The sequence below is a fragment of the Pseudoalteromonas sp. MSK9-3 genome (assembly GCF_003590335.1).
Taxonomy (GTDB): domain Bacteria; phylum Pseudomonadota; class Gammaproteobacteria; order Enterobacterales; family Alteromonadaceae; genus Pseudoalteromonas.
The window spans coordinates 1-15,861 of the sequence record NZ_MIET01000046.1 but is presented as its reverse complement, the minus strand read 5'-3'; the positions used below and the strand labels follow the sequence as shown (position 1 = coordinate 15,861).

13 protein-coding genes are annotated in these 15,861 nt (G+C 41.9%); 6 read left to right on the top strand and 7 right to left on the bottom strand.

Features of this window, described 5'->3' with window-relative positions; genetic code table 11:
- Window positions 1-35 precede the first annotated feature (35 nt).
- The 4 genes from BGP78_RS18835 to BGP78_RS18820 all read right to left on the bottom strand — a co-directional run bounded on the left by BGP78_RS18835 (window position 36) and on the right by BGP78_RS18820 (window position 4,046).
- Window positions 36-1,361, bottom strand: coding sequence for a hypothetical protein (locus BGP78_RS18835; RefSeq protein WP_119862831.1), 1,326 nt, complete (start codon window positions 1,359-1,361; stop codon window positions 36-38).
- A 96-nt stretch (window positions 1,362-1,457) separates the two neighbouring features.
- Window positions 1,458-2,453 (bottom strand): WD40 repeat domain-containing protein, encoded by a 996-nt coding sequence (locus tag BGP78_RS18830; protein WP_119862830.1) that lies wholly within the window; start codon window positions 2,451-2,453, stop codon window positions 1,458-1,460.
- Window positions 2,454-2,456: 3 nt separating this feature from the next.
- The gene (locus tag BGP78_RS18825; protein ID WP_119862829.1) at window positions 2,457-3,446 is read right to left on the bottom strand and encodes a WD40 repeat domain-containing protein; all 990 of its coding nucleotides are present in this window, start codon (window positions 3,444-3,446) and stop codon (window positions 2,457-2,459) included.
- Between the two features lie 147 nt (window positions 3,447-3,593).
- A complete protein-coding gene (locus BGP78_RS18820; protein ID WP_119862828.1) occupies window positions 3,594-4,046 on the bottom strand; it encodes a DUF4920 domain-containing protein in 453 nt (150 codons plus the stop codon).
- Window positions 4,047-4,259: 213 nt separating this feature from the next.
- Here BGP78_RS18820 and BGP78_RS18815 point away from each other — a divergent pair, with 213 nt between their 5' ends.
- Entirely contained in the window at window positions 4,260-6,464 is a 2,205-nt protein-coding gene (locus BGP78_RS18815; protein ID WP_119862827.1) for a TonB-dependent receptor, read from the top strand.
- 106 nt (window positions 6,465-6,570) lie between these two features.
- Here BGP78_RS18815 and BGP78_RS18810 read toward each other — a convergent pair whose 3' ends face one another.
- The gene (locus BGP78_RS18810) at window positions 6,571-7,743 is read right to left on the bottom strand and encodes an AraC family transcriptional regulator (protein ID WP_119862826.1); all 1,173 of its coding nucleotides are present in this window, start codon (window positions 7,741-7,743) and stop codon (window positions 6,571-6,573) included.
- Between the two features lie 177 nt (window positions 7,744-7,920).
- Between BGP78_RS18810 and BGP78_RS18805 the strand changes: the two genes are divergently transcribed.
- Window positions 7,921-8,634 (top strand): DUF2306 domain-containing protein, encoded by a 714-nt coding sequence (locus BGP78_RS18805; protein ID WP_119862825.1) that lies wholly within the window; start codon window positions 7,921-7,923, stop codon window positions 8,632-8,634.
- Window positions 8,635-8,731: 97 nt separating this feature from the next.
- On the top strand, window positions 8,732-9,613 hold the full coding sequence (locus tag BGP78_RS18800) for a DUF3859 domain-containing protein (protein ID WP_119862824.1): 882 nt from the start codon (window positions 8,732-8,734) through the stop codon (window positions 9,611-9,613).
- A gap of 64 nt (window positions 9,614-9,677) precedes the next feature.
- Here BGP78_RS18800 and BGP78_RS18795 read toward each other — a convergent pair whose 3' ends face one another.
- Entirely contained in the window at window positions 9,678-10,562 is an 885-nt protein-coding gene (locus BGP78_RS18795; protein ID WP_119862823.1) for a LysR substrate-binding domain-containing protein, read from the bottom strand.
- Window positions 10,563-10,669: 107 nt separating this feature from the next.
- Between BGP78_RS18795 and BGP78_RS18790 the strand changes: the two genes are divergently transcribed.
- Window positions 10,670-10,990, top strand: a complete 321-nt coding sequence (locus tag BGP78_RS18790) for a hypothetical protein (protein ID WP_119862822.1) — start codon at window positions 10,670-10,672, stop codon at window positions 10,988-10,990.
- 22 nt (window positions 10,991-11,012) lie between these two features.
- Here the strand turns inward: BGP78_RS18790 and BGP78_RS18785 are convergent, their stop codons facing one another.
- Window positions 11,013-12,053, bottom strand: coding sequence for a hypothetical protein (locus tag BGP78_RS18785; RefSeq protein ID WP_119862821.1), 1,041 nt, complete (start codon window positions 12,051-12,053; stop codon window positions 11,013-11,015).
- Window positions 12,054-12,566: 513 nt separating this feature from the next.
- Here BGP78_RS18785 and BGP78_RS18780 point away from each other — a divergent pair.
- Together BGP78_RS18780 and BGP78_RS18775 are read left to right on the top strand one after the other, a co-directional pair.
- On the top strand, window positions 12,567-13,538 hold the full coding sequence (locus BGP78_RS18780; RefSeq protein WP_119862820.1) for a hypothetical protein: 972 nt from the start codon (window positions 12,567-12,569) through the stop codon (window positions 13,536-13,538).
- A 58-nt stretch (window positions 13,539-13,596) separates the two neighbouring features.
- Window positions 13,597-15,147, top strand: a complete 1,551-nt coding sequence (locus BGP78_RS18775; protein ID WP_119862819.1) for a hypothetical protein — start codon at window positions 13,597-13,599, stop codon at window positions 15,145-15,147.
- Window positions 15,148-15,861: the final 714 nt, after the last annotated feature.

Here is a 15,861-nt window from a genome sequence, read left to right as displayed (position 1 = left end):
TTCAACTATGCTTAGTTAGTCCACAGTTTGAAGCATTATTTTAGCGCTTCATTAAGTGACTCAGTCGACAAGCGGTTCACCCCACTAGCCTGAGTTTCATGTTTTTCATTCTCAGAGCTATGCACAAGTAATAGGCTATTGATAACATCTAATTTCTTCTCATCAAATACGATACTTTGATAACACTCTATGCGACTGACAAGTTGGCTTATCAAGCAGACTTCCGTAGGAACAGGTGTTTTGAACTGAACGTCTTGATTAAACACAACCAGCCCCACTACATTATCTTCTATCCCCAGTACATCTTGTAAGCGTGTTTTTTGGTGAGTGCTTGCAACAAGTGGGTTAACGAAATGTGCTTCTTTCTTTTTGTTTTTCTCTATCCACGTTTCTGACTGTCTATCAGCGTAAATAGCATCTAGCTGTGGTTGGCTCATCATAACAAAAACGCCATAGCGAGAAGTTACGACTTGTTCAATTGATACATGCCCTTGTGGGCTAGAAAACACGAGATTGCGATATTGGGTATAGCGTGCTTTATCGAGGTTGCGCTTTAAAACCATGTTCATGTAGTAAGGGCTAAATTGACGCTTTGCAATACGGTGTCCATACGGTGCAATGACCTTTGCCGCAATAAAAATGCCAATACATAAAGCAGCCATCAGCACGTATTCACCAATATACTGCCACAAAGGTACGAAACCCGCTGAGTGACTTTCTTGCATTGGTGCTGACGAGACATATAAACTGGGATCTCGCAAGTCAACATCCTCTCCTCGCTTCTCTTGAGTGGCTTCTGACGCCAAATGAGCATGAGATTCAGCTACATCGATTTGTTTTTTATTTACTTTTTGTTTATTTGCCATTTTAACTGGGTGGCGAAGTGCCCAGTCTCGCTCAAAAAGCAGTTTTTGCGCGGCTTCTTCATCACTACACCGAACCAGTTCGGCCATGCTATTTTTATACGACGCACAATGTGGAGGCTTACGGTAAAATTGCTGCCAAGCAGTCTGTTTATTCTCATTTTTATAAGTCGATAAAGACGATACATGCCCTGTATTCTTAGACTTTAATTGACCGCTTATGGCTAACGCAACAGGTACTTTTAGTGCAACAACAATTTGTGGTTCAATATCCGTGGGGTTTTGACAAAATACCTCAATGCGCTCTTTTAACCGCCCAGCACGATTAGACAACTGTTGATGACGAACACCTGATGTCGCTGCCAATAACGCTTTAATATTACTGGCTTCTGTACTAAACCGATTACATTGATTAACTGAAAGTTGGGGGTCAAAGCTTACTGCCGCATTGCTTAAAAATGCAATGCTTAAGATAAAAATATTTAAAATTAACCGCATTTTTCAATCCATTTAAAACCCGATTTGAATAATATCAACTTAACGCCGCTTGTTCACCTTTTTGATACAAAGCACATAAAATAATATCATCTCTTATTATTGAGTCGCATAAAACTGCACTTGATTAATGTCCCAAAGCTCAACAATACCTTCGCTATTTAATGTCAGCACATTGGTGTTATCCAACTCCACCATATCTAGCACAGTTGTGCCCATCGAATGCGTTTCTACATCCCAACTGTTCACCTCTTTACCCGACTGCATATGCCATAAACTGAGTTCTGACTTAGCAGAAGAAGTCAGCAAATACGGCGCACCTTTTATAAACAAAGCATGCCTAAACCACTTAAATCGCGACAAATAATCAAACTGAGTTAACACTTCTCCGTCGTGGGCACCCATGATCAATTGTGTTTTTAAACTGTCAGACGCAAACAAGCGGGTATTGTCGTGATTTAACGCAACCGTGCTAACTCGCGAGGGAAAACTAATTGAGTATAGCTCATTACCAGTCAGTGCTTCCCATGCTCTCAGGTAACCGTCATGAGAGGCACTGATGATGGTTTTATCGTCGTCTATAAATTTCACATAGGCAATATTACTGGTATGCAATACCGTTCGATGTGCTTTTTTATCATCTACATTAAATAGACTTAAAGAGCCATCTGTCATACCCACAGCCACTAAACTACCAGAGTCTGACAAGCCTAAAGCTGACACCCTTGCTAACTCATCAAAGCCGCTCACTTCAAACTGTTCTCGTAATGAAGCGTGTTTAATATCCCAAATTTGCAATGTATTGCTACCTGCAACCAATATAATCCCCAGCTCCTTGTTCATCAGTACAGCTCGCACTGAGGTAGGTAGCACAGCAGCGTCCAGCATCAGGATCTGATTTTGCGATCGTATGTCTAATAGATATATATCAGCCTTTTCAGTCAATAACAACGCCCAGCTTCCGTCCTTCGAGAGCTGTCCACCCAATAGCAATCGGTCACTGAGCACATAGCGTTCACTCGGTATTATCCTTGTAGGCTCAGAACAGCCAAAAAATAACAGTGTTGCCAACAACAGTGCCCAATGTTTCTTCATCTGCTAAAGTGCCTCAAGTAAATCTAAATTCCAACGTTCAACCATTCCATCTGAATTAAACGTCAACAGCTCCCCCACATCATCACCGTGCATCGCGACAATACTTGCACCTTTACTTTTAGTTTGAATCGTCCAAGTACCAATTTCTTCTCCGGTGCCAACATGCCATACCGACAAATGGGATTTAGACGACGAAGTCGCCAATAACGCCCCGCCTTGCACAAACAATGACTGCCTAAATATCTTAAACCGCGCACTGTAGGTTAACTTTGCAACTTCTTCGCCAGACGTTAACTTCTTAATGTGTTGCGCACTTAGCCCATCCGACACAAACAGCATTGAAAAATCATCATTGGCGGTCAAGCTTGTGATCCTGTGTGCAAACTCTTGCTCAAACAAGGCGTCAGAAGACGCAAATTGCCATAGTCCAACTTTGCCGTCGAGGGCACCAGACATATATAGCTCACCTTGAGTATCAAAACGCAAAAATCGCACAGGCTGTGTATGTGGCTGAAATCGGTTATTCAAGCGGGTATTAATATCAGCCATGTTGATAGAGCCATCAGCCATTCCCACTAACAACCGGTCTTTGTGAGGCGATAATGCCAATGCAGTGATCGTGGCATATGCGTTTACACCTGAAAAATTAACCTTACTTATCATTGCTCTAGCAGGTACTGACCACAACCCAACCGTCGTATCATTTGCAATAAGTAAAAGGCTATTATCTTTTGATAGTGCAACATGCTTAACTGGCTTAATTACTTTATCTGCGGGGATTTCTAGCTCTACCTGTTTCGTGTCCATTCTCCATAACGTCACGACGTCTGAGTGAGTCACGCCAAGTAATAGCTTACCATCGTCAGAAAACTGACCAAAAGAGATCCCCTCTTCTGAAAATGAGTGAACAACACCATCACTTATCTTTACTTCTTGTTTGCAACCAATTAAAAGCATAGATATCAATGCTATAAAAACGACTGGCCAACGCATTTTTTTGCTCCAAAACTATCTTGAGTCAATGTTCTCAAGCTTAAACTTATTAAGCAAACATTTAAGCAAGTTTAATGCCGCGTCAAACCCACTGCTCATTACAATGATAGTAAATACAGGCACAGAGTTTAAAATGAAATAGGGTGACTAATGCGAAATTGTCACTGCGCTGGGTTTAAGTATATTCACTGACATAGGGGTTTTTACTGTTGACGCATCAAATGCCTCGCCATTTTCTAATGCTTTGTGTGCGAGGTATTTTTTGGTTTTATCTAAGTCCATTTTGTTAGCTGTTATCACCCCTGTCGCATACGCTTTTTTACCTATTGCCGACAGTGGAAACACCATATCTCCATCTTTTACTTTAACGGTTATTTCGTCCTGTTCTGTAATTTTTAGCGACATCCAACAACCTCGTTTTTTACACACCTTCATCACCGTGCCGGTCAACGTGATCTCTGTCCCGTCAAAACGACTGATATCAGCTAAAACCTCTTTGGCTGTGACCAATTTACTCATGTCTGCGCCGCCACTAAACTCCGTACCATTTACTATCAATGGCATACAACATAATACCCATACACATAAAAACCGCTTCATTATCAATTTCCCTTTTATTAATTACACAAAAATTAGCCACTAACGACTGAAAAACAACAAACTACCAAATATCATGCCAAAAAATCAAGGTTTCAGTATGATTAAAATACAAAAATATAACCATAAGTAATTAGTTATTGCTTTTGGTTATCAATATGCGTAGCATGCGCCCCGCAAACGCAATGAGAACTATTATTATTAAGGATTAATATCATGAAGTACTCTGCCCTTTTCCTATGCATCAGCGCTGCAATTCATACCCAAGCGCACTCTGAACCAAAAAAAATAACGCCTGACGAAAGCATTGAAGTACTAGGCCATAAAATTACCGCACACAATCATGATGTAGCTGCGTCTGTTTCTGCACTCAGTGCAGCAGACATACAGCGAAGTCAGGCATCTGATTTAACTCAAATACTAAAATCTCTTCCTGGTGTTGATGTCTCAGGCAGTGTCGCCCCACTGTCAGGCCAACCACGTATACGGGGTTTACACGGTGAGCGAATACATGTGTCTGTAGATAACGTAAAACGCAAAACAGACTCAGATGGTAGTCAAACCCTCACAAACATTAGTAGTTTAGGCGTTGACCCGAGTCAACTGAAACAGGTGCAACTACTACGTGGTGCAGATTCATTAACCGTAGGCTCTGGCGCTATTGGGGGAAGTATTAGAATTGTCACCAAAGATGCTGCCGACTATCTAAATGCGAACGGTGTAGGTGCGCAGATTTCAGCCACACACCAAACAGTATCTGACTCGGTGCAAAGTACATTAAATGTATTTCAACTCACCCATAACACCGACACTATCGTCACACTCAGCCATATAAAATACGATGATGTGGATGTGGTTGCGGCGCCAAATAGCGATAAAGAGGTCGCTAACATTGATAAAGTACTCAATCGTTCAGAGCGCAATAACGTCACGGTTAAAAACACCTGGTATCTTCACCCGCATCATTTTATAAAGAGCAAGCTAGACTACAGTGAAACAGAATCACTCGACCAGCCATACAATCAACGTTTAGATCTAGCCGTCAGGTATCCCGCTCTAATGGAAGACTATAAAAACGACTACTTAGAAGGCATGATGAATTATACCTATCAGCCTGTAAGTGATCTCATCGATATGGATGTTCAGGTCTTTTACGCAAAAAAAACTTACGACAAAATAACCAAAGGCTACATTCCTAGAGGGGAGCGAAAAATAAGTTATGATAGACAAAGTTATGGTGAAAGTAAGCGCCATGGCATACGACTCGCTAACCTCTCTGATTTTGATGGCCCATTTAAACACCTTCTGGCATTTGAAATAAATTATGAGCATGAGTCATTTGACCAGCACCAGTTCGAAAAACAAGATCGCAGCAGCTATTATGGCCAAAGCGATGCCAATAACTTATCCATATCAATCATCGACCAAAGTACCTTTTTTAAAGATACACTCCTTATTACTGCAGGGATTCGATACGATCAGTACGACCGTAGCTCTGACTCATTCACAGGATATGGAAAAAACGATGACAATGCCACTTCAGGTGAGCTCGGGCTCACATTCAAAGCAACTGAACATATCAATATATACTTAAAAGCAGCCGAAGCATTTCGAGCGCCGTCTTTACAAGAACTCTATAAGAGCGACTTATGGCGTTGTCATATCGGCAGCAAAATTTGTTATAGCGAGCCACAACCAAACCTCAAAGCTGAGAAGTCAAAAAACTACGAAGGTGGGATAGGTTTTAATATTACGGATAAGCCATTCATTGATGAGTTGAGTATAAAAGCCATTTATTTCAACAATAAAATAGACAATTACATCGATAATATTCCATTTATGTACTACGTTGACGACTCTGGCAACAAGCAGTTTGGTTCACCTGGGCCTGACCCTGTTAATGGCATACCCGTTGCTACCCACCGTGATTACAGTGCAAAAAACATTGGCCGTTTAGAAAGCGAAGGCGTCGAAGTTGAGGCCCATTATCAATACCAGCAACTAGCAATATATCTGGGTTATTCAAAAATGAACATGGATGTGATTGGCGTGCCAAACTTCTTTTTAGGCAACATCGACTATCAAAAACAACCTTACTCTGAAGCCCCCGCAGATAAGCTTACATTTACGACCAACTATCAAGTAACTGACACGCTAAATCTTGGCATACAGGCACGTCATCACCGTGGTCAAATGCGCTTAAACGACATGTATTTAGAGCGGGGATACGGGACACCAGCAGCAACTATCTATAACTTGAATGCGCATTACCAAGGCAGCGGCCCACTTGACAACTTCAGTGCCCGGCTCAGTGTTGATAACGTCACTGACAAACGCTATTTACGCGCGCCAGCCAGCAGTGAAAATGACGCCAGTGAACTAGGTCGAAATTTTAAACTGAGTGTCAGTTACCAGTTTTAAGCTTATATACCAAAACGTCATTTTATAAGGTTTTATGCGTTAGGGCATTATCGCTAAAAATGGATATGCCCTAGCGGGTTTAACATACGTAGGTGAGTTTTCATAACTATGGCTCATCTACTGTTTCATGAGTTGCTTGCTTTCTAAATACACTGGGCGTGGTGCCCGTACGAGCTTTAAATGCTTTATAAAACGCTGACCGAGAATTAAACCCAACAGCCATCGCCACATCCAGCACACTTGTGTCACTTGATAGCAGCTGCTTTTTAGCTTGTTCAACACGCGCGCGATTGATCCAATCAAAAAATGAGGTATTCATCGTTTGGTTTAACGTTTGAGAAATATAATGTGCTGGAATATGTAAATGTTCAGCAAGCCCATACAACGTCAGGTCACTATTGAGGTACAATTGTTCATCTTGCAATGCCACATCAAGCTTTTTCGCGATCCGTTGTGCTTGCGCGGCACCTATTGCTGACTTTTCATATTTAACCCGGCTCGAGATCATGGCGATAGGTGCTTGAGCAAGCTGCTTATATAACCCCATAAATGCTGGCTTTTGCGTCAATGCCCAGAATGAAAATAGCCATACCGCAATAAGGTTAACGAGCATTGCTATTGCGCCACTAGTGTCATATTCAGTTTCTAACAGGCTAGTGAAGAGCCCTCCGAGTAACCACAACCAGCTCATGACCAAAAATGCCAGCGCAGCATTTACCCAATACAAAGCCCTATTTCGCTCGTCAGTAAACACCTGTTTCAGATCTTTACGATACCGAGTTAATTGACCTGCAATTTTATAAATATATAGTGCGCTTTGTATGGGCCAAATCAGTAGCAATATCAATATTAAAACAGCAACTGTCACTTCAAAGCCCGCTGTCAGTTCGCGCCCTGAATTAGAAAACAATGCAACCTGAGAAGAGTCAGGTAAAACTAAAATTGCCGCGCCAACCAATAAAGCAAATAGGCTTGGCCAACAGTGATGCCATTCTTTTTTTTGCCACTGCCAAGCGTAAGTCGCGGTAAGCCCTTTAATATAAAGCCATAAGCTTGGCATCATCAACATCCACACAATACCACTCAAAGCGATATAATATACTTCTAAATAGTGAAAGCTATAAAATACCAATGGTTCAAGTGCAATAACCGCTTGGATCATGATAAACAGCGCTAACGGCATTACATAGTGTTTTTTTCTGGTTAAGGGCAACAATAAAGACACACTAAAAATAGCGATGCCAGCCGTGACGAGCCCTAAAGCAATATCAAATGTCATACATCCCCACTCAGTTCTTTTCAGCTTATATTTTTTATAAGTTTAATATTCAATTAGTTAAACTGCGTCAAGTTTGTTTTTGGTAACCATAAAATGTCTTTGCCAATTGAGCAGGACGACATCTACGCTACCTTGCAATACCCTGTTTACTTCAATATACAACCATAAGTGAAACACATGACCCTATCCCCTTTTATGCTACTACACATAATAACAGGCTCTATTGCCGTCATTGCAGGTCTGCTTGCTTTAATACTAAAAAAAGGTCAAAAATACCACCGCTTGTCAGGAAAAGTTTTTGTTATCTCGATGGCTATAATGGCATTATCCGGTGCCTATATTGCCTACATTAAGCCAATGATGATCACACTAATCGCTGGGGTCTACACGTTACATTTAGTGTTAACCGCATATGTGGTCGTCAAAACACCAGAAAAAACATGCACTCAGTTTGATTATTATACCCCGCTATCGAGTGGTGGTTTGGTCTGTCTGAGTATGTACTTTGGTTTGCAAGCACTTAATCACGAAAACGGAACGTTTCAGGGGTTTTCTCACGAACCTTATTTCTTTTTTGCCCTACTATCAGCCATTGCGTTAATCGGTGATATTAGATTACTCATTTGTAAAGGGCTCACGCACGGCCACCGTCTTGCGCGGCATATATGGCGTATGTGTTTTGCACTATATCTTGCTATTGGCTCTTTCTTTGGTCAAGGCGCTAAGGCACTACCAGAGACGATAAGTCAGTCCGTTTTGATTGAGCTCCCTGAACCGCTCATACTGCTTATTATGACCTTTTGGTTACTAAAAACTGCTATAAAAAGCCACAAATTCGCATCTACAACCACTACATCTAAAAGCACTAAATGTAAAACAACATCATCCTAGGTATAAAAAACCACTAAACACCAAAACAACAGTAATAAAGTATTGAAAAACATCGTAATGCCATTTACACTGCGCGCGATTTCATAAGGAGACTGAAATGAATCGACACAATACTCTCACATTTACCCTAATTTCACTCATCGTCCTATTAAATGGCTGCGCAACCCCCCCAACTCTTTCAAGTGATGCACAAACCAATGTAGAACAAGAGCTGGTGCCAAAAACGTTAGATGTTAAGGTTGCCAAAACCAAAGCTAAAAAGTCAGGTTTAGGGGTACCACAATATAAAAACGGTCAACTTGTTGGTTACCAATTTCAGCGCAGCTTTGCTATTCCCGCGCAAATTGGGAACTTTTTTGGTTTTAGTTACACAACAAACCAAGTATTAGCTATAAATAATGCCGATAAAGCGGCCACCGGCGAAATCGTCAAAAAAATACCTGTTATGGTCACTGTGACCCACCCAGAGATCATAACCAATGGCCAAGCAAGTACTCAAAGCGCTTGGCAAGACACTCTTTACTTTGGTCGTGATAATTTCGCAATGTGGCACTTTGAAAGTAACAATGAGTTAGTCAGTGGTAAGTGGACCATCGAAGTTAAACATCAAGACACCGTTGTGGCGACAAAAAACTTTTTTGTGCAAGTTCCTCCTCCAATGCCTGCTAAAGTAACAACCGTATGTCAGGTTGAAAGTGAGAAATTTCCAAAGTCATTACAAGCGTCGAACCAAAAATGCTGCGTGGAAAACAATGCGAAAGCATGTTACAACTTTGCTTGGCGAGGTTTAGAGCGCATTAAAGACACACACGGTGCTGCGCTTTACTACGCAAAAAGCTGTGAACTTGGCGACATATCAGGATGCAGACTCGCAGCAAAGCTTGCTTCAAATGAACAAACTCGCAGTGATTTTTATCACAAAGGCTGTGACCTAAAAGACATGGATAGCTGTATCGAGGTCAACCGTTTACCAGAGTAAAAAGTCTGTTTACACAATAAATGGGTATAGCACCGAATAGTGCGATTACCCATCATTCCTGAGGTTAAAGGCTATTAAACTGTCCCAATAACCAAGTTCGAAATAGCTTAACCTTATGCCAATTGAAATGCCCAACTGGCCCTGCCAAATAATACTGATAGTCGCATGCAATCTCAAACTCAGGGTGTATCTCTAATTGACCCAACGCCAATTGCGGCTGAATTAACTGCCGACGCAGCATACCTACGCCTTGCCCAGCAAGCGTTGCTTGCATCACTAACGCGGCATTATCTATTTCTAAAAAGTGCGGCTCATGTACACCAGTTAAAGCAAGCTTATCAAATAAAATACCCCATGCCCGTTCAGCATCAGGGCAAATATCCATGATCAAATGGTTACTTTTTATTTGTTCTTTAAGTGGCTTTGAGGGGTCAATCAAGCCAGGTTTATAAGCCAAAAGCATGTCATCGCTTGCCAGTAACTCACTGTGCAACCCTGGATAGTGACCTTTCCCAAAACGGATCCCTAAATCAGCTTCACCCGCATCAAAATCAACCAAGCTATCGCTTGGGTCAATGCGTACCCTAATATTTGGATGCTGCCGTTGAAAACTGCTTATTCGAGGTAACAACCAGCAAGTTGCAAAAGAAGGCAGCACAGATAAGTTTAAACCCGCGGGCTGTGGGTCTTCTTCAATAACCTGCACCCCGTGGTGTAAGTACTCGAACGCTTTACGAATGTGAGGTAGCAACAACTTACCTTTTGCCGTTAAACATATTTTGCGAGTGTGGCGCTCAAACAACACACACCCAAGATGCGTTTCTAAACTGCGGATCTGCTGACTAATTGCCGCTTGCGTCACATACAATTGTTCAGCCGCCAGCTTAAAACTACCCAGTTCAGCCGCATGCTTAAAATATAATAGGCTTTTTAATGGAGGGAGCTGCATTTGATTTCACATTAGAAAAACTTAAGCATAGACAAATTTTAATCGTTTGTCAGTAAGCATGATCAGCTCAATACTTATTCTGTACTTAACAACAAAAGGTTTACCTTATGAATAAGTTAATAATCATTGGCATGGTCGTTTTTACAAGCACTCTGTCAGTCAACCTTGTATCTGCCTCTGAAAAAGTCCTCGATAGAATAGAGACACAAGAAGGTTATCCATATAAAAACTTAATTATGAAAGCAGGTAAGGTTGAACTGCTCTACGTCACTCAGTCCGAGCATACAACCTGCCGTGTTAATGTGTCTTATGCCAACGAACAATATCAAGGCAGTCGTTTTACGGTGAGTAATACTAAGTTCGAAAAATCCCCAATGGCCGCCTGTTTAACACGGCCTGTTGCGAAAAAACTGTTATCTAAGCTGTAAGCGCTCACATGCTCGACAAGGGTTAGTGCGTCGTGTCTTGAATTTGTGCCACCTTATTCACTCGCCATTGATTAAAGTCTTGCTCAATGGTCGGGTGAGCTTCTTCCAATATTTGCGTTATTTGTTCGCCATTTAACATACTACACATCTGTACTTGTTCTTGAATAAGCAATTGCTGTAGGGCATGAGAATCTTTATTATTCAATAAATAATGAACCCATGCCCAGCCGCTAAAATAGAGGTAGCCGGTGTCAATACTGCCCCATTGGGTTTCTGAACCTATCACCGAATACAATTCCATTGGTCGCTGTGCAAGTGCCGTATGTGGCATATGAAACCCATTACCTGCTTGATTTGGTGCAATGCGTTCAAATGTTTCGGCTAACCCTTCATTTAGCCACCGAGGTATACGGCCAAGTAACTTTAAATTAATTGCGTGTACGGCTTCATGAATAGCCGTACGTAGCGTGATCTCATCGCCTTTATATTCAACAAACGCAGAGTTACTGCCATGAAAAAAAACCCCTTGGCTCATACGCGGATCAAAGCCCGATTGCGAGGTAGAATCTTCATAGGCAGCACGATCGCCAAGAATAATAATGTTGACATCGATTGCTTGGGCAGCGCCATCCCCGAGCATAGATAAATAGTAATTATGTACCGCGCCCAATTTATTAACTAAGTTAGCCACAAACTGATCACCTATCTTTCCCTGATGATACAAGGTTAAGTTAATAGCCTGGTTTATTTGTGCTTTAAATACCGAAAAATCATCACCTAGTCCGTCGGCTAATTGCGCCGCTGATCGTTTTTGATAGGCAAACAACCAATCAAGATTACACGCTTTTGACACTAGTTCACTCGATATAACTCCAGCGCTATTTTGATGACTTGTAGGCTCGTTCGACTCAACGACTTTCAGCGGCGCAGCATTCGATGCTTGCGGTGACGGTAATGCAGTGGGCTGACGTTCAGCTTCTCCTGTTAGCCACCATATAAAAACCAAAATAACGAGCAGCAAGGGGATTAAACGGTATTTCAATCGAGGATTATCGCGCTTCATAGGTCAAATATGTCCTTTACTTATACTAAGGGCTGTATGCCCTATGCATGCCCTTAGCTCAAAATTCATCGTCAACATACAACAAATAATAATATGTCCCTATTACATCATAAATCACTGTAGTTTTTGAATAAAAAACGACCTCACCAAGCTCGCACACCAGCATTTCAACCCAAAAATTCATCAGTTTTAGCTTAGAGCTCGTCATTATCAACATTACATCTATGTATACACAGTTAAAAATAAAGCATTATTAAACATGCACTTGAACTAAAAAATGACTAAATGAAAAATCACAACACCAGTTGGGGACACTCTATATCGTATAAAAAAAATACAAAAATATAGCGCTGTCATAAAACTTGCTGTACATTACTTTCGAAACAAGGTGGTTACATATATTTTACACAATTACCGGTACAACTGTAATTATTTTGTAAATATCAGTAGGTATGGTGCTCCTCGTTGCGCAACACACAACACATAACGTTACAATAATTTTACGAGGAAATCATGAAAACACTATCCGCCATTTTGGCAACCGCGTTGACAGCGCTGACATTTGCACCCAACGCTAATGCCTATTTGTATAAAGATCCGGGATATGTCGAGCAAAACGCACGTGTTATAACAAAAAATAATGCCATTGGTCGCTCACACCAATACAGAGATCAACAGGGTTGGATGTATGTTGATGAATCCAGCAATGGCGCTACCAGTGGGTTTTATCAAGCTGGCAACTGGCTAAAACTGCACAATCGCAACTTTAAAGTTTCAGTCGGTTCAGTGGAATTTTCTTTTAACCCAAGTAAGTTAGATTGTACGCAAGGCATGACTTTCAACTTAACAGTGGGTGAAGACAGCGTCGCAGCGTTTAAACCAAACTGTGATGACTTACTTAATGCTTCTGTCACTTACCCAGTAGAATACTATTTTGATTTAATTCCCGATGTAGTTAAACCCAAAGTAGAGGTTCCGCTTGATCCACTAGGATTACTAAAACTAGGCGTTAAATTTGGAGCAGGCATTGAAGCGGGTGCAGATTTTACCGTGGGGGGCGTGATTGGCGGCCATAACAATGAAGAGCCGTTTGTGGTCGATGGCGTAAGACGACCTGATTATATTTATGCCGAAGTAGCACCTTACGTTGGGGGAGTGGTATCTAGTTCCGCATATGCATCATTTGGTCATGGTATTTCTGAAGCGGGAGTAAAAGGCAAACTTAGCCTGCTCAAAGTAAAAGGCAAAGGATATGTTGAAGCCGGTATTCGCCGCGTAAAACACAACGATCAAACCGTTGAGCAAGGGTTCTTAGAGCTGAAAGTCACTTCGCAGTTAAGCGGTGGTGATGGAAAAATCCAAGCTTATTGCAAAAAACTTTGGGGCTTACTGCAATTTAACGTAGATGTCATGAAATGGGATCCGCTCTACACACGTGAATTTACGTTGTATGAATATGCGAGCCCACAATGGAACAACCTATAACCAATATATAAGCAGCAATTTGTGGTGACTCTCGCAGTCACCACTACAAGGATAAATCATGAAGCTAAAAGTCACCGCGTTAATACTTATATGTATGGGGATCGGTATCTTTTATTTTACTGGCAATAACACAGCACGCCCAATTGCCCAAAAAACCACACAACAATCACCGTCTAAAGTTACACTGCCGTCTCAATCAAGCTCTTACTCTGTCACCATTGAGTCGGCCGTTTTATCACAAAACAGTACACCCGTTACGCACTCATCACTCAACTGGAACATGCATTTTAACGGCACGGGTGAGCAACAAGGTTTACTCACTGATATTGAGTTTTCAAACAACGCTAAGCCGCAAACTTTGGTGAAGGAGCTACCGTTCAAATTTACCGAAAATAACGGGGTATTTTCACACGTTGACTTATTAGCACTGCCATCAGATCACACCCTAAATGTATTGCCAAACATATTGGACTTATTAAGCTTCTCTGAAGCGAGCCCATTAACATTTAACGATGCACACGGACAAAAGACATATACCTATCAACGTATTAATAACGAAGTGCAACGTCAAATCACCTCGCATCTCAATAAACCTATAACAACGAAAAGTGATACGTCTGAGCAGTGGCACTTAACGCTCAATACAAACCAACAACCTCTGCACCTTAACTATTCATCTGACAGTATCTGGCATAATAACGACCAGCAGTATCACATAATCCAAAAGGTAGATATTCAAAGGCTAACGACCCAAGGCCGTACATTTGCCAACGTTTCATCCAATAAAAACGCCGTATTAGCGAGCCAACAAAAACAAATAGCAGCACAGACAATAAATGATGAAACGTCGTTGTATGTGGCTATCGCAGAGTTACAAACAACTTTAGACCCAACTCTTGCCAAGCTCATTGGCGAATTTTTACTACAAGAATATGATTTAACCGAATTAATTACATTGATAGAGCAAGATTCATCATTGAGTTCCGCCATTATATACGCCTTACAAAAAGAACAAAGCCCACTGGCCGAGCAAATGCTTGCCGACTTACTAACAACAGACAGGCTCACCACACACATAAAGCAAAAGCTGTTAATTGCGCTTGGCCGCTTTGGAGCTTCGTCTACCGTATCATTCAATGCCCTTGCAGCACTGGCAGACAAGCCGAACAACCCACTCGCAAAAACAGCCCTACTTAATTTAGGCTCTATGGCTAAATTCACGCCAGAGCAAAGCAACACCGTTGAGCATTACTTATCAGAGCAGCTACAGTCCGAGCAGCATTTAAGCACAGCCATTTTAGCGTCGGCCAACAGTAAAAGCACCGCCCTGCTGCCACACATTGCAAAATTACTAAGCCATCAACAAAAAGGCGTAAAGCGCGATGCCGTAAAAGTCTTATCGTCAAAAGCGCAATATCACGATCAAGTTGTGGCCACCATATTGAGTAGCCCAGATGTGCAAATTGTGGACGCGTTCACGCGTGCTATCTCTGATTCGGGTTTAGTACTCAGCCAATACAACAAGGCAAGACTGCAAACACTTTACAACACCACTCAAAACCCGATCATTCTTAAACGGCTAAAAACATTAGGTATTAAAAGCACATAACAGCAAAGCAACTAGCAATACGCCTCTGCTCTGCTTCTATTCAATATAGGCCAGAGGCTTTTGCCCCCCCTAAAACTTCACTCCCCACCATCGTCCCCCTGACGCAGGTCAGGGTCCATCTCAATTAACCCCTAACGCCAAGACGCAATACAAAACCTAGACCCTGAAATAAATTCAGGGAGACGAAAAGCGGCAACATCAAACTCTTTAGCCACCTCGTCACGCCATACCCAAAACCATGCTAACTAATAACACCAACCTCGCCCCCACCACAGTCTCCCTGACGAAGGTCAGGGTCCATGCTAATTAACCCCTAATGCCAAGACGCAACACACAACCTAGACCCTGAAATAAATTCAGGGAGACGAAAAGCAGCAACATCACACTCTTTAGCAGTCTCATTACACCATAGCCAAAACCATGATCACTAACTCCAATCTTCACTCTCCCACCACCGTCTCCCTGACGAAGGTCAGGGCCCATGCCAATTAACCCCAATCTTTACTTCCCCACCACCGTCTCCCTGACGCAGGTCAGGGCCCATGCCAAGTAACCCCAATCTTCACTCCCACACCATCGTCTCCCTGACGCAGGTCAGGGTCCATGCCAATCAGCCCCTAATGCCAAGAAACAACACAAAACCTAGACCCTGAAATAAATTCAGGGAGACGAAAAGCGACAACATCAAGCTCTTTAGCAGTCTCATCACTCCAC